Consider the following 23000-nt stretch of genomic DNA (forward strand, 5'->3'; position numbering starts at 1 on the left):
AATGGGACGTATGGACAGCAGCACGGTGGCGTTCGCGACCGTACCGACCAGGCTGGGCGACGTGCTCGCCGCCGTCACCGAGGACGGGGTCGCCGCGACGCACTTCCAGGACGACCCCCGGCTCAGGGAGCGGATCGCCGACCGCCTCGGCATGGCCGTCGCCGACGACCCGGTCCGTACGGCCGCCGCGGGGCAGGAGCTGACGGCGTACTTCCGGGGCGAGCTGAAGGAGTTCCGCGTGCCGGTGGACTGGCGGCTCATGTCGCCGCTGCAGCGGCAGGTCCTCGGCACGTTGTTCGCGACCGTCCCGTACGGCGAGGTGGTGACGTACGGGGAGCTGGCGGCGCGGAGCGGCACGGGGGTCCCGGCGCGGGCCATCGGCTCGATCATGGGCGCCAACCCGCTCCCGATCATCGTTCCGTGCCACCGGGTCGTGGCGAGCAACGGGCTCGGCGGCTTCAGCGGCGGCGAGGGCGTGGAGTCCAAGCGGTGGCTGCTCACTCTCGAAGGCCACCTGCCTCCCACCCTCGACTGGGACATCTGACCTCCCCGCCGCTGGGACACTGGACGGGTGGGGCAACTACCGGTGATCGCCGTCGTGGGCGCGACCGCGGCGGGCAAGTCCGACCTGGCCGTCGAGCTGGCGCTCCGTCTGCACGGCGAGGTGATCAACACCGACTCCATGCAGCTCTACGAGGGCATGGACATCGGCACGGCCAAGCTCTCCATGGAGGAGCGGCGCGGCGTCCCCCATCATCTGCTGGACCTCTGGCCGGTGACGCGGACCGCCAGCGTGGCCGAGTATCAGCGGCTCGTCCGCCCGCTGATGGATGATCTACGCTCCCGCGGCCGGGTGCCCGTGCTGGCGGGCGGCTCCGGGCTCTACGTGCGCGCCGCGATCGACGATCTGGAGTTTCCGGGGACCGACCCGGACGCGCGGGCCCGGCTGGAGAAGGAGCTCGCCGCGACCGGCCCGGCGCCCCTGTACGAGCGGCTCAAGGGTCTCGACCCGGTGGCCGCGGACAACATCCTGCCGAGCAACGGCCGCAGGATCGTCCGCGCGCTGGAGGTCATCGAGCTGTCCGGGCGGCCGTTCTCCGCCACGATGCCGTCGTACGACGCGGTCTACGACAGCGTGCAGATCGGGGTCGAGGTGCCGCGGCCGGTCCTCGACGAGCGGATCGAGCGCAGGGTCGCCCTCATGTGGGAGGCCGGGCTGGTGGACGAGGTGCGCGCGCTCGCGGCGCGCGGCCTGGCGGACGGCAGGACCGCCAGCCGGGCGCTCGGATACGCGCAGGTGCTGCGCTTCCTTTCGGGGGAGTGGACCGAGGAGCAGGCGCGGGAGGAGACGGTGCGCGCGACGCGCAGGTTCGCCCGGCGGCAGGAGTCGTGGTTCCGCCGCGACCCCCGGGTGGTGTGGCTGCCGTTCGACGCGCCTGATCTGGCCGACCGCGCGATCGCCGTGATCACCGGCTCCTCCTAGACTGCTGCCATGCGGTTTCTGAAGGGCCACGGCACCGAGAACGACTTCGTCATCCTGCCGGACGCCGACGCCACGCTGGACCTGTCCCCGGTGGACGTCGCGGCGCTGTGCGACCGGCGCGCGGGCATCGGCGCCGACGGGGTGCTGCGCGTGGTGCCCACCAAGCTCTGCCCCGAGGCGGCCGGGCTGGCCGGCGAGGCCGAGTGGTTCATGGACTACCGCAACGCGGACGGCGGCATCCCCGAGATGTGCGGCAACGGCGTCAGGGTCTTCGCCCGCTACCTCGTGGACGCGGGCCTCGCGGCGCCCGGCGAGTTCGCCGTCGCCACCCGCGGAGGCGTCAAGCGCGTACGGCTCGGGGCGACGGGCGACGTGACCGTGGACATGGGCATGCCGCGGGTGCTGGGGGACAGCCGCGCGCTCGTCGACGGGCGCGAGTGCCGCGGCGTGAACGTGAACATGGGCAACCCCCACCTGGCGTGCGCCGTGGAGGAGCCGGTGGCCGGGTTCGACCTCGGCCGCGAGCCCGGCTTCGACCGCGGGGTCTACCCCGAGGGCGTCAACGTCGAGATCTTCAACATGGTGGGCGACCACAGGGTGTCCATGCGGGTGCACGAGCGGGGCTCGGGGGAGACGCGCTCGTGCGGCACCGGGGCGGTCGCGACGGCCGTCGCCGCCGCCCACGCCGCCGGCGAGACCACCGGCACGTGGGAGGTACGGATCCTCGGCGGCACCGTCACCGTCACGCTGGAGGAGGACACGAGCTACCTGTCCGGGCCCGCCGTCCTCGTCGCCTCGGGCGAGTGGCCCGCCGTTCTCTGACCGTTTCAGGGACTTGCAGAACCTTGTTCTGATCGGCCACCCTGAGTCTGGAGATCAGACCGAGGAGGGCGCATGGACCCGCGTGACGCGGTGGTGGAGACGAAGGCGGCCATCGGGGCCCTCGGCGGGGGCTTCATGCTGTCGAGGGAGGCCAAGGCGCTGTGCGAGCGTCACGGCCTCGGCCCGCGGGAGATGTACTTCCGCGGCAGGTGCGGCGTCCTCGGCGAGGTGGACGCCGATGTCGTGCTCGCGGCGGTCGTCTTCTTCCCGGCGGGGCACGTCCGCGAGTCGTGGGAGGGCGGGCGCAAGCTCGCCGCCGAGGAGGCCGCCGCGCTCTACGCCGGCGCCTGCCACGACTGGGGACGGCGCAGGCTCGCCGGGCTCGGGAACGCCGACCGGCTGGCCGAGCTGCTCGCGGCCGTCGCCGACGGAGCGGACGCGTTCTGCGCGCCGCTGTTCGCCGGATGGCGGGCCATGCCGCGGCCCGGCGGCGGGCCCGCCCTGGCGGCCCATCTGCTGCACGTCGTGCGGGAGCTGCGCGGCGCCCGGCACGCGACGGCCGTGGTGGCGCAGGGACTCGGCCCGCTGGAGGCCACCCTCGTGGGTGCGGACGGCACCGGGACTCCGATCCCTTACGACCGCACCGCCGACGTCGCCCGATTCCTCGCCTGGCCCGAGCCCTACCCCGTGCCGTCGGCGGAGGCGGCGGAGCGCAGGGCCAGGGCGGAGGAGCTGACCGACGATCTCGTCGCCCGCGCCTACGCGGCGCTCGGCCCGGCGGAGCTCGCCGAACTCTCTGGCCTGCTCCGGGAGGCGTCCGGGGCGGCCCGGGCGCGCTGACGCGCCGGTGAGCAGAAGGCCGCGTTCGTTTGGGTCATGGTCGGCGACCTGGCAGACTGACTGCTCATGGACGTGGACATCTGGGCCTGGGTCGGTGGCACCCAGCGTGAACTGCACGAGGCTGGCAACACGGGGCTGGCCATGGCGCTGGGTGACGTGCCGGCGCAGGCGCTGGAGGGCCGTTTCACCCAGCTCGACGTCGTGGCGCCGGCGATCGCGCAGCACGCGGAGACGCTGGAGAAGCCGTGGCTGGAGTTCTTCGCGCGCTACTGGCACCTGCTCGGCCGGGTGGGTGACCGGGCGATCGGCGCGGCCGCGCTCGACGACGCCGTCGCGCTGGCGGACTTCGCCCAGCGTGACGACGTCCGCGACTGTCCCGCGGCCCCCGGCGCCGTGGAGATCCTGGCGATGGTCCAGGCGAACACCGACGGCCCCGGTTATGCCGAGACCCGGCTCGCCGCCCTGGGCGCCGCCCTCGACGGCGTCGGCCCCGACTCGCTCGCCTTCTCCGGCCTGGCCACGCAGTACGTCGCGGCGCTGATCGACGCCGGCCAGGCGGCCGAGGCCGTCGCGTACGCCGAGGCGGCGGTTGAGCGCCTGCGCGGAGAGGGCCGCGAGGCGAGCTGGGAGCTGGGCGCCGCCTCCGCGCGCGCCCTGCTCGCGGCCGGACGCCCGGACGACGCCCTGACCGCGCTCGACGCCTCGACCGGCTTCAAGCCGGACGACCCGGTCGCGAAGGGCCGCCGCGAGACCCTGCTCAGGTCGCAGGTGCTGGCCACCCTCGGCAGGGTGCAGGAGGCCGTTGACGCGCTGCCCGACCTCGACGTCGTGGGCGACCACGCACGCGAATGGGTGGAGTGGGCGCGCACCGTCCGCATGCTGACCGAGGGCATCGCCAACACCTGGCAGCTCGGGCGCATCCTGCGTCAGTGGATCACCTACTTCGAGAGCGTGGGCGGCCACCGCGCCAGGTTCGAGCTGGCGCTGACGGCCGGGCACCTGGCGGTCGCCCGGCAGGGCCTGTGGCAGGCCCGCCTGCTGGCCGACTACGCCGAGGCCGCGATCGCCGCCCTCCGCGTCACCGAGGGACTGGCCGAGCGGGTGGCCGAGCTGCGCGCCGCCGCCGACGCCGCCAAGGAGCTTCCGGCGCCCGGCCCCCGCGACGAGCTGGTCGCCTACTTCGACGCCGCCGACGGCCGCACGGCCGACCCCGAGCGGTGGGTGGGGTGGCTGTGGCCGCTGTCGGGCACCGACCTCGAGGCCACCCGGCGCCACACCACGACGCTCGGGTTCCTCGGCTACGCCCCGGTGGGCGCCGATGTCTACTGGAAGACGGTCGTCGAGGACGGCGACCCCGCCGCCGCCGGCGACGAGGACATCTCCTACCTCACCGGCCTGCTCATCGAGGCCGGGCAGGACGAGCGGGTGGAGACCCTGGCGACCCGGCTGCCGGAGACCCGTTCGCACCTCGCGCTCGCCCGGCTCCACCGCGCGCGCGAGCGCTGGGAGCAGACGGCGGCCGAGGCCGAGCAGGCGGTCGCCCACGAGGGCGGGCTGGAGGCGCGCCGGCTGTGGTCGGGCGCCGTGCAGCAGCTCGGCGACAACGCCAAGGCGGCCGAGATCATCAAGCCGCTCGTCGACTCCGGTGAGGGCGAGGAGGAGGACGTCTGGCGGCTCATCGTCCTGTCCACCGCCGTGGAGGACTGGGCGACCGTCCGCGCGGCGGGCGCCAAGCTCGGCATGCCGATCGAGCCGGGAGAGGGCCCGATCGAGGAGGAGTGGCACCTGGTCCGGGTGATCCTCCCCGCCCCCGACGGCAGCCAGCGGGAGGTGCTCGCCGTACGGACCGGACCGGCCACCGCGCGCCTCGCGATCCCGCAGCCGCGTGGCATGGAATACAACGCGGGCGACGTGGTCGTGATCGACCCCCGGCCGCTGGAGCCGATCCCGGAGAACGAGCAGGAGCGGGAGAGCTTCGTCATCCCGTTCGCCGGGGTGACGATGTTGCGCCCGGGCGGCTACACGAGCTGGTTCTTCGACGGCGCGGCGCCCTCCGAGGACGAGTGGGCCGAGTTCAACGAGGTCCTCGCCGAGCGCGGCTGGCCCATGTGGGTCTACAGCGACGAGAACTACCGCGTCACCCACCCCGCCACCGGCGAGCAGCTTCCCGGCGTGTTCGGCTGGATCGCGATCCCGCCCACCGTGGGGCCGGCGGAGCTCGACGCCGTCCTCGACGACGTCACCGAGCAGTGGTCCCACCCGCTTGCGTGGCTCGACCTCGCCCGCGAGGTCGGCATCGAGGCCGAGCGGCACGAGCGGATCTCCAAGGAGTACGGCCTCTGATCCGCCTGCCCGCCACCCTGGCGGAACCTTGCTCTAGAGTCGGATTCGATTCGTGAGCGAGGAGGCGGCGTGATCCTGGACCGGTTCCGTCTGGACGGCAAGGTGGCCATCGTGACGGGAGCCTCGTCGGGGCTCGGCGTCGCCTTCGCCAGGGGCCTCGCGGAGGCGGGCGCCGACGTGGTGATCGGGGCCCGCCGTCCCGAAGGGCTGGAGCGGACGCGGCGGCTGGTCGAGGAGACCGGCCGCCGCTGCCTCGCGGTCCCCACCGACGTGTCGGTCCCCGAGGAGTGCCAGGCCCTCGTCGACGCGGCCATGGGCGAGTTCGGCCGGGTCGACGTGCTGATCAACAACGCGGGCGTCGGCACGGCCGTGCCCGCCCTGCGGGAGACACCCGGAGAGTTCCGCCGGGTGCTCGACGTCAATGTGAACGGCACCTACTGGATGGCCCAGGCCTGCGCCCGCGTCATGCGGCCGGGCTCGTCGATCGTCAACATCGGCAGCGTGCTCGGTGAGACCACGGCCGGGCTGCCGCAGGCGGCCTACAGCGCGTCGAAGGCCGCCGTCGTCGGGCTCACCCGCGACCTCGCCCAGCAGTGGACCTCGCGCCGCGGCATCCGGGTCAACTGCCTGGAGCCGGGCTTCTTCGACTCCGAGATGACCGCGCAGTATCCCGACGGCTACCTCGACCGCATGCGGGAGCAGCGGGTGCTGATGAAGCGCTCGGGCGACCCGCGGGAGCTCGTCGCCGCCGCCGTCTTCCTCGCCTCCGACGCCGGCTCGTACGTCACCGGGGCCGTGCTCCCGGTCGACGGAGGCATCCTCGCCACCTGAGCCGGTCATGACGCGTGCCGCATCGGCGGGCGCGTTCTCGGACCCGAGCCGGTCATGACGCGTACCGCATCGGCGGCCGCGTTCTCGCCACCTGGGCCGGTCATGACGCGTGCCGCCGTGCCGGGCGGCGCTCTCGCCACCTGAGCCCGTCACGACGACGCTGCCGCCTCCCCAGGGCGGGTCCTCACGCCGCGCCGCCGCGCCTTCACTGCCGGGTACGGCCCGTGGGGAGAAAGATCACCGGACGGTCACGATATGGAGATTAGGTGGCATTTTTCACCATATGAAGGGCAGCAGGGCCCTAGCCTCAGACCTGTTGTCAAAACAGGATCCGTGTTGCGCCTAGCGCAACGCCTGTGCGTGTGCCCTGAGGAGTCGTTGGCCCCCCGCTCTTCATTCACGGCGTTCGAGCGGCAGCCCTCGCGCCGTGCTTTGGCGTTTCCGGGCGTCCACGCCGCCTCGCGGGCGAGCGCCAAGTGAGGGGAATCAGAGTGGGCACAGCCGCGATCGAGGTTCGCGGGCTCTGGAAGATCTTCGGTCCCAAGGCCGACCGGATCATCGGCAGCCCCGACGCAGATCTGGAGCCCGCGCAACTGCGGGCGAAGACGGGGTGCACCGCCGCCGTCAGGGACGTCAGCTTCGAGGTACGCCCGGGCGAGGTCTTCGTCGTCATGGGCCTTTCCGGCAGCGGCAAGTCGACGCTGGTGCGCTGTCTCACCCGGCTGATCGAGCCGACGGCGGGCGAACTGCGCATCGACGGCCAGGACGTGCGCGCCATGTCGGCCAAGCAGTTGCGTGAGCTTCGCCGCCACCGTGTGAGCATGGTCTTCCAGCACTTCGGGCTGCTGCCGCACCGGAAGGTCGTGGACAACGTCGGCTACGGCCTGGAGATCCAGGGCGTCGGAAGGGCCGAGCGGCACGAGAAGGCCCGGCGCATCCTGTCGCTGGTCGGGCTGGAGGGCCATGAGGACTCCTACCCCGAGCAGCTGTCGGGCGGCATGCAGCAGCGGGTGGGGCTGGCCAGAGCGCTCGCCGTCGACCCCGAGGTCCTGCTGTTCGACGAGCCGTTCAGCGCGCTCGACCCGCTGATCCGCCGCGACATGCAGGCCGAGGTCATCCGGCTGCACCGCGAGGTCGGCAAGACCATGGTCTTCATCACCCACGACCTGTCCGAGGCGCTCAAGCTCGGCGAGCGCATCGCGATCATGCGGGCGGGCGCGATCGTGCAGGTGGGCACCCCCGAGGAGCTGGTGGGCGCGCCCGCCGACGACTACGTGGCCGACTTCGTGCGGGACGTCCCCCGGGCGCAGGTGCTGTCGCTGCGCTGGATCTCCCGCGACCCCGAGCCCGACGAGCCGCTCGACGGTCCCGAGCTCCCCGCCGACACCGTGATCCACGACGCGGTCCCGGCCGCGATGGCGTCCGACCGGCCCATCCGGGTCGTCGCCGACGGCGAACTGGTCGGCGTGGTGAGCCGCGTCGACCTCCTCGGCGCGGTGCGGCCCGGGACCGGGCCCGTGGCGGTCGCCGCTTCCGCCGGCGCGACCGGGGAGGCGTAGATGGTGAGTGCGCCTGTGCAGGTCGCGCCGCCCGTGCAGGCCCCGGCGCGGGTCCGCCGCCTGCCGCGGTGGGTCGCGCCGGTCGCCGGAGTGGTCGCGGTGGTGGCCCTCTACGTGGCCTTCCGCGGCAAGGCCGTGCTGCCGCACGACGACGACGCCACCCTGTTCCACTGGCTCAACGACGCCCGCGACTGGGTCGACGAAAACCGCAACAGCAGCCCGATCTTCCTGTACGTCGTCAACTACCTCCGCCTGGGCGCCGCCGGCGTCTACGAGGGGCTCCAGGCCGGCCTGGTCGCGCTCGGCTGGCCCGGTCTCCTCGGGCTGGCCGCCGGACTCGGGTGGCTGGCCGGCGGGTGGCGGATCGCGCTCGTCTCGTTCGCCGGCTTCGCCGGCGTCGGCGTGCTCGGGTTCTGGGAGGCGAGCGTCGAGACGCTCGCGCTGACCCTGTCCGCGGTGCTGCTGTCGCTGCTGTTCGGCATCCCGCTGGGGATCTGGGCGGGCCGCTCGCACCGCGTACGGCGGATCGTGACGCCGGTGCTCGACGTCATGCAGATCATGCCGACGTTCTCGTACCTGTCGCCCATGGTGCTGCTGTTCCTCATCGGCCCGGCGTCGGCGACGATCGCCACGATGATCTACGCGATGCCGCCCGCGATCAGGATCACCGCGATGGCCATCCAGCGGGTCTCCGGTGTGGCGGTGGAGGCGTCGGAGTCGCTGGGCGCCACCCGGTGGCAGACGCTGGGCAAGGTCCGTCTGCCGCTGGCGCTGAACACGATCACGCTGGGCGTCAACCAGACCATCGCCGCGGCGCTGTCGATGGTGCCGCTGACGGCGCTGATCGCGGCGCCCGGGCTCGGCGAGGACCTGCTCCGCGCGCTCGCCCGGGTCAACGTGGGCGCCGCGCTGGTGCCCGGCGTCGCGATCGTGCTGATCGCCATCGTGCTCGACCGCATGACGCGGGCGGCGGCGCAGCGGCGCGAGAGCGGCACCCGGGCGAGGGCCGTGCGCTGGGGCGGGTTCGCCGTCCTGACGGCGGCCGGGCTCGCCCTGGTCCCCGCGATGGCGCAGGAGTTCCCCGAGCAGTGGCAGGTGCAGATCGTCCGGCCGATCAACGACGTGGTCGACTGGATCGAGGCCCACTGGTACACCTTCACCGGCTTCCTCAACGACGTGGTGGCGTACGGCCTGCTCAACCCGCTGCAGGACGTGCTGACCAGCGCGCCCTGGTGGCTGGTCACCGCGGCGGTGCTCGTGTTCGCCTGGCGGGTGAGCGGGTTGGCGGCCGGTCTCGTCGCCACCGTCTGCCTCCTGTGCGTCGCCGCGCTGCAACTGTGGGAGCACGCCATGGAGACGCTGACGTTGGTGCTGGTCGCCTCGGTGATCACCATCGCCGCCGGGCTCGCGCTCGGCGTGGCGGCGGCGCGGTCGCGGTGGTTCGCCGCCGGGCTTCGTCCTGTGCTGGACGCCGCGCAGACGATGCCGTCGTTCTCCTACCTGCTGCCCGCCGTGGCCCTGTTCGGCAACGGCCGCTTCACCGCGATCACGGCCTCCTTCATCTACGCGGTGCCGGTGGTCGCCCGCCTCGTCGAGGACGGCCTGCGCGCGGTCCCCGGGACCGTCATGGAGGCGGCGCGGTCCGCGGGCTCCACCGACCGGCAGCTGCTGTGGAAGGTCCAGTTGCCGATGGCGCGCGGCTCGCTGCTGCTCGCGGCGAACCAGGGCATCGTCATGACGCTGGCGATGGTGGTGATCGGCGCGCTGGTCGGCGCCGGAGCTCTTGGATACGACGTCGTGGCCGGGTTCGCGCAGCAGGAGGACTACGGAAAGGGGCTCGCCGCCGGCGTCGCCCTGGTCCTCCTCGGAGTCATGCTCGACCGGATCACGCAAGGCGCCAACGGGCGCCGCTCTCCCCACAAGAAGAGGAACGCATGAAGAAGTTACGCCTAATCGCAGGGGTACTCGTTCTCGGCCTCAGCGCGGCCGCCTGCGGAGGCGCCAAGGTAGAGGACGACTCCGCGGCGGCGCCCAGCGCGAGCGCCGCGGGCTCCGCGGCCGCGTCCGCCGGGGGCACGGTCAAGATAGCCATCAACGGCTGGGTCGGCTACGAGGCCGACGCCGCCGTGGTGTCGTACCTCCTGGAGCACGAGCTCGGCTACAAGGTCGAGAAGGTGACGCTCGCCGAGGAGCCGTCCTGGCAGGGCATGGAGTCGGGCGACGTCGACGTCATCCTCGAGAACTGGGGCCACCCGGACCTCAAGAAGAAGTACATCGAGGAGAAGCAGATCGCCGTCGAGGCGGGCAGCACCGGCAACAAGGGCGTCATCGGCTGGTACGTGCCCGAGTGGATGGTGGAGAAGTACCCCGACATCACCGACTACAAGAACCTGAACAAGTACGCCGACCTGTTCAAGACCTCCGAGTCGGACGGCAAGGGCCAGATGCTGGACGGCGACCCGTCCTTCGTCACCAACGACGAGGCGCTGGTCAAGAACCTCAAGCTCGACTACAAGGTGGTCTACGCGGGCAGCGAGGCCGCGCTGATCAAGGCCGCCAAGCAGGCGACCGATCAGAAGAAGCCGCTGCTCATGTACTTCTACGAGCCGCAGTGGCTGTTCAACCAGGTCAAGCTGGTCAAGGTCAACCTCCCCGCGTACACGGAGGGCTGCGACAGCGACCCCAAGAAGGTCGCCTGTGACTACCCGCCGTACGACCTCGACAAGATCGTGAGCAAGAAGTTCGCCGACACCGGCGGCAAGGCCTACGAGCTGATCAAGGCCTTCCAGTGGACGAACGACGACCAGAACGCCGTCGCCGACGACATCACCAACAACGGGATGTCGGCGGAGGACGCGGCCAAGAAGTGGGTGGAGGCCAACACCGCCAAGTGGCAGGCCTGGATGCCCAAGTGATCCAGGTCGTGTGGCCCGTGCGCGAGTTCGGGCGCTGACCACGCGTCGGCCGCGATCCCCGCGATCGCGGCCGACCCCGCGTGTTGTGGAATACTCTGCCGGTGTCGCCGCGGTCCCGCCGCTCGCGCTCCGCGCCCGCACGACCCGCCCGTACGACATCAGATGAGGCTAGATATGAGGATCCGTCTCCTTGCCGGCGTGCTGACGCTCGCGCTGGCCATGACCGCCTGCAGTGGCGGGAGTTCGGATGACGCCGCCGGAGCAGGCGCCGGAGGCGGCACGAAGACCGTACGACTCGCGATCAACCCCTGGATCGGCTACGAGGCCAGCGCCGCGGTCGTCGCCTATCTCCTCGAGCACGAGCTCGGCTACAAGGTCGAGACGGTCGAGAGCGGCGAGGCGGACTCCTGGAAGGGCTTCGAGAAGGGCACGGTCGACGCCGTCCTGGAGAACTGGAGCCACCCGGAGCTGAAGAAGGAATACATCGACGACAAGAAGGTCGCGATCACCGCGGGTGAGGACGGCAACAAGGGCGTCATCGGGTGGTACGTCCCCGAGTGGATGGTCCAGAAATATCCGGACATCACGGACTGGCACAACCTGCCCAAGTACAAGGACCTGTTCAAGACCGACAAGAGCGAGGGCCTGGGTCAGTTCCTCGCCGGCGACAAGTCCTTCGTCACCAACGACGAGGCGCTCATCAAGAACCTGAACCTGCCCTACAAGGTGGTCTACTCCGGCAGTGAGGACGCGCTGATCGCGGCGGCCCGCAAGGCCACCGAGAACGAGACCCCGCTGCTGATGTACTTCTACGAGCCCCAGTGGCTGTTCAACCAGCTCAAGCTCGTCAAGATCAACCTTCCGCCGTACGCCATCGGGTGCGACAGCGACGTCAAGACGATCAAGTGCGACTACCCGCCGTACCTGCTCGACAAGATCGTCAGCGTGAAGTTCGCCAAGACCGGCGGTAAGGCGTACGAGCTGATCAAGAACTTCGTCTGGACCAACGACGACCAGAACGCCGTGGCCTACGACATGGCGGTGAACAAGATGAGCGCCGAGAACGCCGCCCGCAAGTGGATCGAGGCCAACAAGATCGTCTGGCAGGACTGGATCCCCGCCTGATCCACCGCATCCGATCCACCGCATCTGATTTACCGGGCCCTTCACCGGGTCCGATCGAGGGGCGTGGCACGCACGGCGTGCCACGCCCCTCGTCGTATGTCTCGGCGCTCGTGCGCGCCTCCTTTGCCACTTTTTTACACTTTGCTATATCTGAGGGGGACATTTCATTACCTAGGGGTGGCTGTGGGCGGGCGTGGTACCCGGTCGATCGCTGTGTCGATCACTGGAATCTCGGTGGCGATGGCCGTACTGGCGGGTTGCGGGCCGCTGCCGGAAGTCGACGGCGACCTCGCGGGCAAGGGCGGCGGCACGAGCAGTGGCGCGAAGGACGACTCGGGGACGGAGCGGGGCGTCAACCCGCTCGACAACCCCGACGGCACCGGCCCCGGACTCAAGGCGATCACGTCGGACAAGGACCGGGCGAAGGCCCGTGACCTGATCGACAAGGTGGCGACGAAGGGCCGGGGGGCGAAGACCGGCTACGACCGCGACAAGTTCGGCTACGCCTGGGCCGACAGCGTGGACGACGTCCCCTGGGGGCGCAACGGCTGCGACACCCGCAACGACCTGCTCAAGCGGGACGGCCGGGGCGTCAAGTATCGCGACGGGTCCAACTGCGTCATCGTCTCCATGACCCTGTACGACCCGTACACCGGCAAGACGATCGACTGGACCAAGTCGAAGGCGGCGGAGGTCCAGATCGACCACGTCATGCCCCTGTCGTACGACTGGCAGATGGGCGCGTCGCGGTGGAGCGAGAGCAAGCGCAAGCAGATCGCCAACGATCCGCTCAACCTGATCCCCGTGGACGGCTCCACCAACGGCTCCAAGGGCGACTCGGGGCCGGCCACCTGGCTGCCGCCCAGCCGCGACATCCGCTGCTCCTACGTCGTGCGGTTCGCCCAGGTCGCCCTCAAGTACGAGCTTCCGGTGACCTCCGCCGACAAGGCGGCCATGCTGGAGCAGTGCAAATAGGCGGTGCAAATAGAGGGTCCGCTCACCGGTAGACGACCTTCTTGACCGACCGGCCGGGGAACACGACGACCAGGTGCTCCTCCACGGTCTCCTCGGTACCCCGGGCGTAGACCCGCAGCCGGTAGCGTCCGGGCCCGCGCACCGCCAGGTTCGGCAGCCGCGCCCCGGCGCCCTCCTCGCCGCCGTCGGCGTAGGAGGGCAGCACTAGGCGGCCGCTGCGGCTGACCACGCCGACCTCGGCCACCTGCTCCCAGCCCTTCAGCCGCAGCGGGGGAGCGGAGCCGAGCGCCTTCACCGTCAGGCACATCGGCTCGTTCTCGCCGTACGTCATCACGGCCGCTGCGCCACCCCCGGCGGCGACGAATCCGTCTTCTATCGCCGCGCCGAAGACGTCCTCGCCCTCGCTGGTGTCGTCCGGGTCGTACACGCCGTAGCCCCCGCCCTCGAACAGGAAGTACGCGGCCGTGCCCTGCCGCCGGGCCCGTATCCGCGGCCAGGGGTCCCGGCAGCGGGCGTTGGCCTCCGCGACGTAGTCCTCGTGGTCCTCCCTCTCCGCGGCCTGCCCGTTCGTCGTACGCGGCGGCTCGGGCTGCCAGCCGTACGCGGCGGGCGGGGGCGCCGCCTCCGGCGCGACCAGTGCGAGGAACGGCAGCAGGACGACCGCCAGCAGGATCGGCCGGGGCAGGCGCCGGGGCGGCCCGAGCTCATCCGGCACGGCGCCCGGGCCGGCGAGTTCGTGGGCCGAGCGGGCGAGCCACACCACGAGGAAGACGACGAGCCCCTCGGCCGGCAGTTCCGGTGACCGGCCGAGCACCCATTCCAGGCCCGCTCCCGGGTAGGGGCTCACCAGGGTGAGACAGGCGGCGACCAGGCCGGCCCTGAGCGTCGGGCGGCTCCAGCGGCCGTCACGGCGCTGACCGGCGAGGACGAGCACCTGCCAGCCCAGCACGGGCACCCAGAGGACGTAGAAGAACGTGGGCGGCAGCAGTGGGTGGATCTCGCCGTAGAACGCGGTCGCCGCGGTGGCCGCCGACGCCGCCAGGGCTGCGGCGAGGACGCACATCCGCATCCGGCGCCCGGACAGGACCAGGGCGAACGACACGGTCTGCGCACTCCAGAGGAGCAGGGCGAGGACGACGGCGAGGTCGCCGGGCAGCAGCGCGGCGGGCAGCCGCCCGGCCACGTGGAAGGCGACGGCCAGGTAGAGCGCGCGCCGCGCCCAGACGACCCGCGTGCCGCCCGGCGGAGCCGCGCGCGGGGGGAGGGCCAGGACCTGCCGGAGCATCCAGGTCTTCAGCGCGAGGATCGCGAACAGGCCCGCCGCCGCCAGCACGGCGGCCGTGGACGGTTCCGTGAAGGCGTTCTCGCCGGGGGCGTGCCACAGGACGACGGTCCAGAGGGGACCGAGGTCCCCCGTGACGGCCGCGAGCACGCCCGCGACGGCCGCCGCCGACAGATAGACCCCGGCCACGATCGGCCCCATGCGCTGCCGGAACATCCCGCGCCCCTTCTTCGACAGGATGGACGATCTTAGGGCAGATCGCTCCGGCAGCGCCCGCCCTCATGGGCGGCGGATCAGAGGCAGCCGGCGTGGGGGTCGTCCACCTTCGGCGCGGTGTCGTCGACCGTGACCTCCAGCTGGGCGGTCGAGGCCACGAGGCTCCCGGTGGGCGCCTTCGCCTCCTTGGCGTCCACCACGATGCCGCGCTCGCCGAGCAGCTCGTAGCTGGAGGGGTCGAAGATGATCTCCGCACGCACCCCGCCGGAGACCCGGCCGACGCCGATGCCGGTCCGTCCGGCCGCGTCCTCGGCGCTCTCGTTGACCGTGACCCCGGGGATCGTGGCGGCGGCCTTGAACAGCGCCGCGCGCTGGGGCGCGGGCACGTACGTCTCCCGCAGCAGGTCGCCGACGGCCGTCCACGCCCCCGTGTCGGGCGGGGTGTCGCCGCGCGGCCGGTCGTACAGGTAGGCGCGCATCTTCTCCGGGTCGGCGGGCAGCTTCCTCAGGCTCGTGTAGGCGGTGTCCCGCACGCTGTTACAGGCCGGGAGCCGCATCCACTCGGTGCCCTTCTCCCGGTAGGCCTCCGGCGGGATCGGCCAGCCGGGGTAGGCGCGAGGTTCCAGGTTCTCGACCTTCAGCGCACCGTCCTTCCTGCCGTCTGCCGACAGCCAGATCGTCCGCTTCGTCCGGTAGAGATAGCGGGACTCCTTCTTGTCCTCGCCGACCACGGTGGCCTCGTACATCGTCTGGGAGCTCACCTTGACGAACTGGTCGTCGCGCGGGGACAGGTCGGTCACCGCGCGGGCCGCCTTGCCGAGCACCTCCTCGGCCGACATGTTCGACACCTCCGGCAGCCTGACGACCCCCGCGCTCACCGTCACCGGCCGGGTCTGCGGCCCCGCCGGCGTCTCCGGTCCCGTCAGGACGGTGGTGACGGCCGCGGCCCCCGCCACGGCGAGCAGCGCCGTCCCGCCCGCGAGCAGCATGTACGGCCGCGGTCGCGGGCGGGCGCGACGCCCCGCCGGGTCGGTCAGCCGCCGCCGCACGGCCGCCTTGGCCGCCAGGGAGTAGGGGGCGACGTCGGGCCGTTCCCGCGTCACCAGGTCGATCTCGTCGGTCATCACACGTTCTCCTCGGAAAGGTCGAGATGGCGGCGCAGCTTCGCGCGCACGCGGTGCAGGCGCGAGCGGACGGTGCCGATGGGGATCTTCAGCGCCTCGGCCGCCTCCTCGTAGGAGAGGTCGGCCCAGGCGACCAGCAGGAGCAGGTCGCGTTCGGCGGCCGACAGCCTGGCCAGCGCGGCGGCGAGGACGGGTCGCAGGGCGGCGGCGCTCGCCCGCTCCGCTCCGCGCTCCTCTTCGTGCAGGCCGCGCTCATCGACGTCGCGCGGCGTACGGGCGAGCGCCCGCAGACGGCGCACCTCCGACCGGCGGTGCCCGGAGATGAGGTTGCCGGCGATGCCGTACAGCCAGGGCCGGGCGTCCGGCCGCGTGGTGTCGTAGCGCTGCCGCTTGCGGAACGCCACCAGGAACGTCTCCGCCGTCACGTCGTCGGCGTGCTCGGGGCCGAGGCGGCGGCCGGCGTAGGCGTGGATCTCGTCCGCGTGCCGGTCGAAGACGCCGGCGAAGCGCTCGGGCGCGGTCAGCGACGCCTCGATCAGCTCGGCGTCGCTCGGCTCGGCGTCATATGGCCCGGCGTCATATGGCTCGGTTCTGGCCCCGGATCCTGGTTCGATGCCGAGGCGGGAGCCGCCGGGTTCGTGAGCCGGGGCGACCGAGGGGAAGCGCAGGTCGCCGGATACCGTCCTCACCACCCGTTTTGTCCGTTCATAGAGGCTATCCTTCCGGGGGCGCCGTCGCGCCCCTCGCCTCTACTCCGCCGGACGGCCCGGGCCGGTTCCGTGGTTCGCCGGAGCGATGTCAGCCGGAGGGCGTGCTGCCGGGCCGCCTGACCTGTTCGTCCGCCAGCGGCGCGACGAGCGCCCCCTCGGCAGGGGACGTCACGGGGGACGCCACAGGGGACGCCGCGGCGACCGGCTGGTCGAAGATGTCGATGTCGACCTCCTCGCCGCCGACCGTCAGCGTCTCCCAGGCTCCGCTCACCAGCAGGGTGCGCAGCGTCTCGCTCCGCAGTTCGCGCAGGTGCCGGATGAGGGTGGCGTCGTCGGGCATGCCGGGAACACGTGGTGACAGGCGGTCGCGGATCTGCCGCAGGCGCTCCATCAGGGCGTCGATGTCCGCTTCCCTGTCCGGGGCGGTGCGGCCCTCCTCGATGCCGTGGACGATCGTGTCCTTGATCGCCCGGGTGACGCCCTGCTCGTCGGTGGTAACCATCGCGTTCCACGCGCGGCTCTTGTGCCGATACTGCAGCATCGACATCGCCGCCTCGTGCCGTACGAAGTCGGCGTCCCGCAGCGGCCTGCCGCGCCAGTTGCGGTTGAGCGAGCGGGCCAGCGAGATGGCCGACGCCAGCCCGCTGTTGAGGCCCCGCCCCGGCCAGAAGTGGATCGCGTTGGCCGCGTCCCCGAGGAGGAACCCGTACGTCCCCGGGGTGGTCGAGGTGGGGGAGTACAACCGGGCGGTGAACCGCGGCCGCTGCACCATGTCCAGCCGGAAGGCGGTGACCGCGCTCACGTCGCCGTCGGCGACGCCGAAGAGCGCGAGCCCTTCCTGCGCCCGCTTCCACAGTGCCGAGCCCCTGATCAGGGCGGGCAGGAACAGCGTGTGGTGGGTCGAGCAGTGGAAGTCCCCGTCCTCGGTGCGCTCCATCAGGCAGGGGCTGGAGGCGACGCACTCCTCGAACACGTGCCGGACGGGGTCGATGCCGACGACCTCCGCGGCCTCGTCGTCGGTGAGCCGCATGTTCAGGAAGCCCTCGCCGCGCAGGGAGTTCAGGAGGAACCGGTTCTGCGCCACGGTCAGCAGCACGATCGCCGGGTCCGGCAGGCTGGACTTCACCCGCAGCCCCAGCACCACGTCCTGCAGGTGCCGGCCGTCGAGCGAGAAGATCGAGTCGTCGGCCCGGCCGAACCTGTCGGTGAAGTGCTCGCGGGTCCGCGAGCGCCCTCCCTCGCAGATGGCGAGCACGTGCTCCTTGGCCACGGCGTCCTGGCGCTCCGCGACGTCGAATCTTTCGGGCACCAGGCGGATGCGGGCGGACCTCTCGTTCGCCATCTCCAGCAGGGTGTCCTCGATGTAGGCGATTCGGATGTTCCGCGGGCCGTAGCCGCGGATCGAATCCGGACCGGCCGGCCACATCTCGCTGTAGGACCCCTCGGTGAACAGCCGCGACTGGACGTCCTCCGGGAGGTTCAGATACTGGCGGCTCTGCACCGTCACGACCTGCTGCCGCCGGTTGTTGCCCTGTGTGGCGTTCTTCCACACGATCTGCTGCCCGTCCTCGGTCCAGCGGCCGTCGTAGATCGTGATGGTGACCCGTTGCCCCATGAGGTGGTCGAGGAGCAGGGCGAAGGCCAGCCCGACGGGCCCGCCGCCGGAGACGGTGACGTGCAGGACCTGCTCCGGTTCGATGTCCGGAACCGGCGGGCGGAACCGCTGCATCAGGGAGGTGTTCACGACCGTCTCGGAGTCGTCGAACGCCTCGAAGCGGAACGTCTCCCCTCCGATGGCGATCGTGTCGCCGGGCCGGAGCACATGCGTGGTGACGCGCCTGCCGTTGACCAGCGTCCCGTTGCTGCTGCCCCGGTCGAGTAGCACGTAGCCCTCGGCCTCGCGGCGCACCTCCGCGTGGAAGCGGGAGGCCCTCTCACTCGTGATCACCACACTGTTGTCGCCTCTGCGACCGAAGGTGATCGGCTTGTCGTCGATCGGGAAACGCTGACCGGCAAGGGGACCCTCATGCCCGACTATCGCAGGTGGCATCGGTTTACCCCCTTTCCCTCGGAATCACCGATGCGATCATTTATCGTGACATGCTTCCCGGCTGCTGCAAAGGTCCCAGTCAGGAAGGGCGACCACCCCCGTGCCGGCGAGGCGGGCGCCGTCGCGCCCTTCGCCCCTGCACCGCCGGACCGGTTCCATCCGATGTGCTCACTGCGTGATGAGGAACCCGTTGTGGTCGCGGGCCACCCCGCCGGCGCGGGCGGCGATCGCGAGGGCGGCCCGACGGGCGGCGGCGGGAACCTCCGTGCCGTAGCCGCCGTCCGCCGACAGCTCGTACGTCACGTCGTCGGCGTCCCACTCGGTGACGAAGACCTCGATCGGGCTCTCGGCGCTGGTCAGCAGCGTCGTTCCCGCCTCGGTCACCGCCGCGACGACCAGGCCGGGCACGTCGTCCGCGAGCAGGCCGATCACCTCGTCCACCGGGACGGGCCGTCCGCCGGTGACCTCGGCCAAGTCCTCCGGGGGCTCCTGGCACTCCGGGTGCTCCCGGCCGCCGAGCCGCTCGGCCAGCCCCCGCACGAGCAGGCTCGGCCGGGCGAAGTCGCCGCCCGCCTCGCTGTCGATGGTGCGGGCGAAGAACGCGGCCCCCCAGCCCGCCGGAAGCCCCGCCCTGGCCGCCAGCTCCGGGGTCAGCTCGATCGGCCCGCGCAGCTCGACGTTCTCGCCGATCTTGAAGCCTCGCCCGTACGGCCCGGCCTGCGGGTCGTGCAGCCGCACCGTCTCCAGCACGGTCGCGGGATCGGGCGCGTACGGCAGCAGCAGCGTCGGCCCCCTGCGCAGCCGCCGGGCCAGGAAGAAATCGGAGATGACACCCATGCGGCCACTGTTCCGCCCGCCACTTGTGGCCGTCTTGGAACCAGGTTGCCCCGCCGGGCGGCTAGGCGTACGCGATCTGGCGCATCCTCGCGCAGATCCCGCCGGGATCGCCCAGGTAGCGCCAGGGGGTCTCGGTCACCAGATCGCCGAGCGCCTCGAACCGCTCCCTGGCCGCGACGTGGTCGCCCGCCAGGACGAAGGCGCAGGCGAACACGTTGTGGTCCTCCGGCCAGCCCGGCCGCCGCCGGTAGGCCGGGTGCCGCACGGAGCGGTCGGCGGCGGCGCGCAGCTCGGCCCTGACGTCGGGCCGCGCCATGTACTCGTCGTCCTCGCCCCTGTCCAGTGACAGCCACTTCTCCAGGTGCGCCTCGGCGACGAGCCTGCCCAGCGGGCTTCCCGGAGGAGCATCCGCCACGGTCCGCCGGGCGAAGGCGAACATCTCCTCCTCGCTGCCGAACCATTTCGCGCACAGCCACTGCAGCATCTGCGCGTGGGTGTGCAGGTGCCCGGGGTGCCGGCTCGTCGCCGCGTGGAAGCGCCGCAGCGCCTCCTCCCGCCCCACCTGGCGGCCCCGCGCGGAGACGACGAGGAACGACCACGCCGCCACGTCGTCAGGATCGCGCTCGACGACCTCGTCGAGGCAGTCCTCGGCCATCTTGAGGCGCCGGTGGAACTCGCGGAACTGCTGGTCGCTGGTCTGATCCGCCGTGGCGGCGCCGCGGGCCTCCCACGCCCACCTGATCCCGTGCGCGCCTTTCACCAGGAGCGGCAGCGTGGAGCCCGGCTCGGCCGCGATCCATTCGTCGGCCCAGTCCTGCACGCCTTTCACCGATCCGCAGACGTTCAGGTAGAAGGCCCGGTCGTCCGGGTCGCTGACGGACCGGAGGAAGGACCCGGCGGAACGCCAGTCGCGGGCCGCCAGCACCGACCGCAGCCCCGCGGCGCCCGGATCGCCCATTGAAGGGTCGATATCGATATTTACACGTCTTCTCTGGAAAAGGCGGAAAGGCATGCGGCGAATGGTACATAAATAGCCGATCAGCTCAATCGAGAGTGTGTGAACGGATGAACACCATACGGGCCGGGTTCAGCCTGGCCATGCTCGCGGGATTCTTCGTGCTGGCGGCCGTGCAGGTCGCCGGGCTCGTGGCGCTCGTCGTGCTGCTGTCCACGGTGATGGCCGGGCTCGTCGCGGTGAAGCTGCTGTGGCCGATCTTCGCCGCCACCACCTGGGCGGTCGGCCGCGGCGTGTGGCGGGCGGTGCGCTCCCGGCCGGAGCCGCCCACAGGCCTGCCGCTGCCCGCCGACCGGGCGCCGATGCTGTGGGCGACCGTCCGCGAGCTGGCGGCGGAGGCGCGCACCCGGATACCAGAGGAGATCTGGCTGACCGCGGAGGTCAACGCCGCCGTGCAGGAGGAGTCGCGTCTCCTCGGGCTCGCCGGGGGACGCCGCCGCCTCTACGTCGGGCTGCCGCTGCTGCAGACCATGACGGTGGGGCAGATGCGGGCCGTGCTCGCGCACGAGCTCGGGCACTACTCCGCACGCCACACCCGCCTGTCCGCGCCCGCGTACCGGGGCAGGCTGGTCATCGCCCACACCCTTGACCGGATCGGGCCGCACAATCCGGCGGGCTGGCTCTTCCGCGCGTACGCCCGGCTCTACCTCCTGGTCGACCGGGCGGGGTCGCGCCGCCAGGAGCTGGAGGCGGACCTCGCGTCGGCCCGGGCGGCGGGAGCCGACGCGGCGGCCGGCGCGCTGCGCGAGATCCGCGTCCTGGACGCCGCCTGGGACTTCTTCATGGATCAGTACGTCCGTCTCGGCTGGGAGTCCGGATACGCCCCGGCCGACCTGTTCGCCGGGTTCGGCGCGCTGGTGGCGGCACGCCGGGACGAGCTGGACGATCTGCGCGCCCACGAGCCGGACGACAGCGGCACCAGGTGGGACACGCACCCGCCCTTGTCCGAACGGCTCGCCGCCCTCACGGCCGCGCCCCGCATGGCGGCGCCGCTCGACACCCGGCCCGCGGCGATGCTGCTCGCGGACATCGCCGAGGCCGGGCGCGCGCTGCAGCAGGTGGCGATCGACAGCGGAGAGCGCGCCCTGCTGCCCTGGCCCGAGCTCACCGCGGCGGCCCTCGCCGCGCAGCTCCAGCGCGAGGCCGACGCGATCTTCCGTGTGATCGCCCGTACGACCGGGAGACCCGCGGCCGGGCCGGCCGACGTGGTCGACTCCATCGCGGCCGGGCAGCTCACGACGATCGCGCAGCCCTTCTTCCCGACCGCCACCCGGCGGGAGGTGGGCCCGCTGTTCGCCGAACCGCTGGAGACCCTGCTCAGGCTCGCCGCGCTGCGGTCCGGTGTCGCGCGGTGGTGGCACTCCTGGAGCGGCCCGGCGGAGTTCCGCGGCGTACGGGGCGACGAGCTGCCGCTGGGGAAGATCGCGACGCTCGCGGTCACGCCGGGCGGCCTGCAGGCGGCCCTCGCAGAGCTGGCCGCGCTCGGCGTCGACGTCCGGCGGGCGGCACCGGCCGACACGGCCCCGAGCACCTTCGGCTCCGCCTTGGTCGGCGGCCTGGCGAACGTGCGCGCGGACGGGGTCGAGCACGACCTGTTCGTGCTGACCACCGGGCTCGTCCTGGTCGCGAACCCCGGCAAGTCGGACAACGGGCGGCAGCGCATGCGAGACCTGCTCGGCACGACGACCGCCGTGAGCCTGGCCGAGCGGAACCGGTTCGTCGCCTTCGAGGAGATCGAGAGCGCCCGGATCGGCAAGCAGATCCCGCTCGACGCCGAACTCGTGCTCTACAGCGGCGCGACCCTGCGGCTGCGGGAACGGTGGAGCAGCGACGAACTGGACGACGACAGCCGCAAGCGCCTCGTCTCCCTGCTCGAGAACGTCTGAGCGGCTACCGTGCGGCCGAGCCGCGGACCTGGAGGGTGGCCAGCAGCGCCGTGCTGGCCTGCGCGATCTCCTCGACCGCTCGGTCGAACGCCTCGGCGTTGTGCGCGGCGGGCGCGCGGAAGCCGGAGATCTTGCGGACGTACTGGAGGGCCGCCGCCCGGATGTCCTCCTCGGTCACCTCGTCGGTGAAGGGCGGGCGCAGGGTCTTGATGCTTCGGCACATGACCCCATACTGACCGATCCGAGGACCGGTCAGGGGTGCAGAACGGCCAGGCCGAAGTCCTCGGCCACCTTGCGCAGCATCGCGGCCAGCTCCTCGCGGTCGATCGCGTCGATGCGCTCGGCGGGACCGGACACCGACATCGCCGCGAACGCCCGCCCGCCGTCGTGGACCGGCACGGCCATGCAGTGGACCCCGCTCTCCTCCTCGCCCAGGTCGAGCGCGTACCCCCGGGCGCGCACCCGGTCGAGCTCCTCCAGCAGCTCGCCGACCGCCGTGATCGTCCGGTCCGTACGGCGGGGCAGCCCGGTGCGCCGGAACACCGCCTCCGCGTCCTCCCGCCCGGCCAGCAGGGCCTTGCCGACGGCCGTGCTGTGCGGCAGCACCCGGCGGCCGACCTCGGCGAACATCCGCAGCCTGCGCGGCGAGGGCACCTGGGCCACGTAGACGACGTAGTCGCCCTCCAGCACCGCGAGGTTGGCGGTCTCGCCCGACAGCTCCACGAGCCTCGCGAGATAGGGCTCGGCCCAGACCGCGAGCATCCGCTCGGCCACGCCGCCGATCCGCACGAGCGCGCCGCCGAGGGCGTAGCGCCGGTCGGACTCCTGCCGGACGTATCCGCGGGCCAGCAGCGTCTGTAACAGCCGGTGGATCGTCCCGTACGGCAGGCCGGTCGTGGCGGCGATCTCCGACAGACCGGCCTGGCCGCCGTGCTCCGACAGTGCCTCCAGCACGTCCAGCGCCCGGTCGACGCTCTGCACGCTCAC

Annotated in this window: 20 protein-coding genes; 12 read left to right on the forward strand and 8 right to left on the reverse strand. The window is 72.0% G+C overall.

The genetic code is table 11. The features are described from left to right. Positions 1-10: 10 nt before the first annotated feature. From BXA11_RS23035 to BXA11_RS23085, 11 genes are all read left to right on the forward strand, one after another. Positions 11-544, forward strand: coding sequence for a methylated-DNA--[protein]-cysteine S-methyltransferase (locus BXA11_RS23035; RefSeq protein WP_076437741.1), 534 nt, complete (start codon positions 11-13; stop codon positions 542-544). 27 nt (positions 545-571) lie between these two features. Next, positions 572-1483, forward strand: a complete 912-nt coding sequence (gene miaA, locus BXA11_RS23040; RefSeq protein WP_076437743.1) for a tRNA (adenosine(37)-N6)-dimethylallyltransferase MiaA — start codon at positions 572-574, stop codon at positions 1481-1483. 9 nt (positions 1484-1492) lie between these two features. Next, positions 1493-2305: a diaminopimelate epimerase gene (gene dapF, locus BXA11_RS23045; protein ID WP_076437745.1), complete on the forward strand. Its 813-nt coding sequence runs from the start codon at positions 1493-1495 to the stop codon at positions 2303-2305. Positions 2306-2377: 72 nt separating this feature from the next. Next, complete coding sequence (locus BXA11_RS23050; protein WP_076437747.1) at positions 2378-3145, forward strand: SCO6745 family protein; 768 nt, start codon at positions 2378-2380, stop codon at positions 3143-3145. 66 nt (positions 3146-3211) lie between these two features. Continuing rightward, positions 3212-5488, forward strand: coding sequence for a tetratricopeptide repeat protein (locus tag BXA11_RS23055; protein WP_076437750.1), 2277 nt, complete (start codon positions 3212-3214; stop codon positions 5486-5488). Positions 5489-5557: 69 nt separating this feature from the next. Continuing rightward, complete coding sequence (locus tag BXA11_RS23060) at positions 5558-6319, forward strand: SDR family NAD(P)-dependent oxidoreductase (protein ID WP_239104948.1); 762 nt, start codon at positions 5558-5560, stop codon at positions 6317-6319. A 491-nt stretch (positions 6320-6810) separates the two neighbouring features. Beyond that, on the forward strand, positions 6811-7878 hold the full coding sequence (locus BXA11_RS23065; protein ID WP_308441039.1) for a quaternary amine ABC transporter ATP-binding protein: 1068 nt from the start codon (positions 6811-6813) through the stop codon (positions 7876-7878). Then, positions 7879-9816: an ABC transporter permease gene (locus tag BXA11_RS23070; protein WP_076437753.1), complete on the forward strand. Its 1938-nt coding sequence runs from the start codon at positions 7879-7881 to the stop codon at positions 9814-9816. Beyond that, positions 9813-10793, forward strand: coding sequence for an ABC transporter substrate-binding protein (locus BXA11_RS23075; RefSeq protein ID WP_030506447.1), 981 nt, complete (start codon positions 9813-9815; stop codon positions 10791-10793). Before BXA11_RS23070 ends, BXA11_RS23075 begins: the two co-directional genes overlap by 4 nt. A gap of 174 nt (positions 10794-10967) precedes the next feature. Beyond that, positions 10968-11918 carry an ABC transporter substrate-binding protein gene (locus BXA11_RS23080; RefSeq protein WP_030506446.1) on the forward strand — a complete coding sequence of 317 codons (951 nt, stop codon included), beginning with the start codon at positions 10968-10970 and terminating at the stop codon, positions 11916-11918. 213 nt (positions 11919-12131) lie between these two features. After that, a complete protein-coding gene (locus BXA11_RS23085; RefSeq protein ID WP_231513762.1) occupies positions 12132-12893 on the forward strand; it encodes an HNH endonuclease family protein in 762 nt (253 codons plus the stop codon). 22 nt (positions 12894-12915) lie between these two features. Here BXA11_RS23085 and BXA11_RS23090 read toward each other — a convergent pair whose 3' ends face one another. From BXA11_RS23090 to BXA11_RS23115, 6 genes are all read right to left on the reverse strand, one after another. Beyond that, complete coding sequence (locus BXA11_RS23090; protein ID WP_076437755.1) at positions 12916-14391, reverse strand: hypothetical protein; 1476 nt, start codon at positions 14389-14391, stop codon at positions 12916-12918. Positions 14392-14468: 77 nt separating this feature from the next. Next, positions 14469-15515, reverse strand: a complete 1047-nt coding sequence (locus BXA11_RS23095) for a CU044_5270 family protein (protein WP_076437758.1) — start codon at positions 15513-15515, stop codon at positions 14469-14471. After that, entirely contained in the window at positions 15515-16204 is a 690-nt protein-coding gene (locus BXA11_RS23100; protein ID WP_239104949.1) for an RNA polymerase sigma factor, read from the reverse strand. Before BXA11_RS23100 ends, BXA11_RS23095 begins: the two co-directional genes overlap by 1 nt. 109 nt (positions 16205-16313) lie before the next feature. Then, positions 16314-18275 (reverse strand): FHA domain-containing protein, encoded by a 1962-nt coding sequence (locus BXA11_RS23105; protein WP_083744512.1) that lies wholly within the window; start codon positions 18273-18275, stop codon positions 16314-16316. Positions 18276-18443: 168 nt separating this feature from the next. Continuing rightward, a complete protein-coding gene (locus BXA11_RS23110; protein WP_076437761.1) occupies positions 18444-19112 on the reverse strand; it encodes a hypothetical protein in 669 nt (222 codons plus the stop codon). A gap of 61 nt (positions 19113-19173) precedes the next feature. Continuing rightward, a complete protein-coding gene (locus tag BXA11_RS23115; RefSeq protein ID WP_083744513.1) occupies positions 19174-20070 on the reverse strand; it encodes a hypothetical protein in 897 nt (298 codons plus the stop codon). A gap of 107 nt (positions 20071-20177) precedes the next feature. On the opposite strand from BXA11_RS23115, the gene BXA11_RS23120 reads away from it, so the two are divergent. Beyond that, positions 20178-22013: a M48 family metallopeptidase gene (locus tag BXA11_RS23120; RefSeq protein ID WP_076437766.1), complete on the forward strand. Its 1836-nt coding sequence runs from the start codon at positions 20178-20180 to the stop codon at positions 22011-22013. 4 nt (positions 22014-22017) lie between these two features. Here BXA11_RS23120 and BXA11_RS23125 read toward each other — a convergent pair whose 3' ends face one another. Next, positions 22018-22236 (reverse strand): DUF2277 domain-containing protein, encoded by a 219-nt coding sequence (locus BXA11_RS23125; RefSeq protein ID WP_030506438.1) that lies wholly within the window; start codon positions 22234-22236, stop codon positions 22018-22020. A 29-nt stretch (positions 22237-22265) separates the two neighbouring features. Next, positions 22266-23000, reverse strand: coding sequence for an IclR family transcriptional regulator (locus BXA11_RS23130; protein WP_076437770.1), 735 nt, complete (start codon positions 22998-23000; stop codon positions 22266-22268).

It is taken from the genome of Microbispora rosea (assembly GCF_900156315.1).
GTDB classification, from domain to species: domain Bacteria; phylum Actinomycetota; class Actinomycetes; order Streptosporangiales; family Streptosporangiaceae; genus Microbispora; species Microbispora rosea.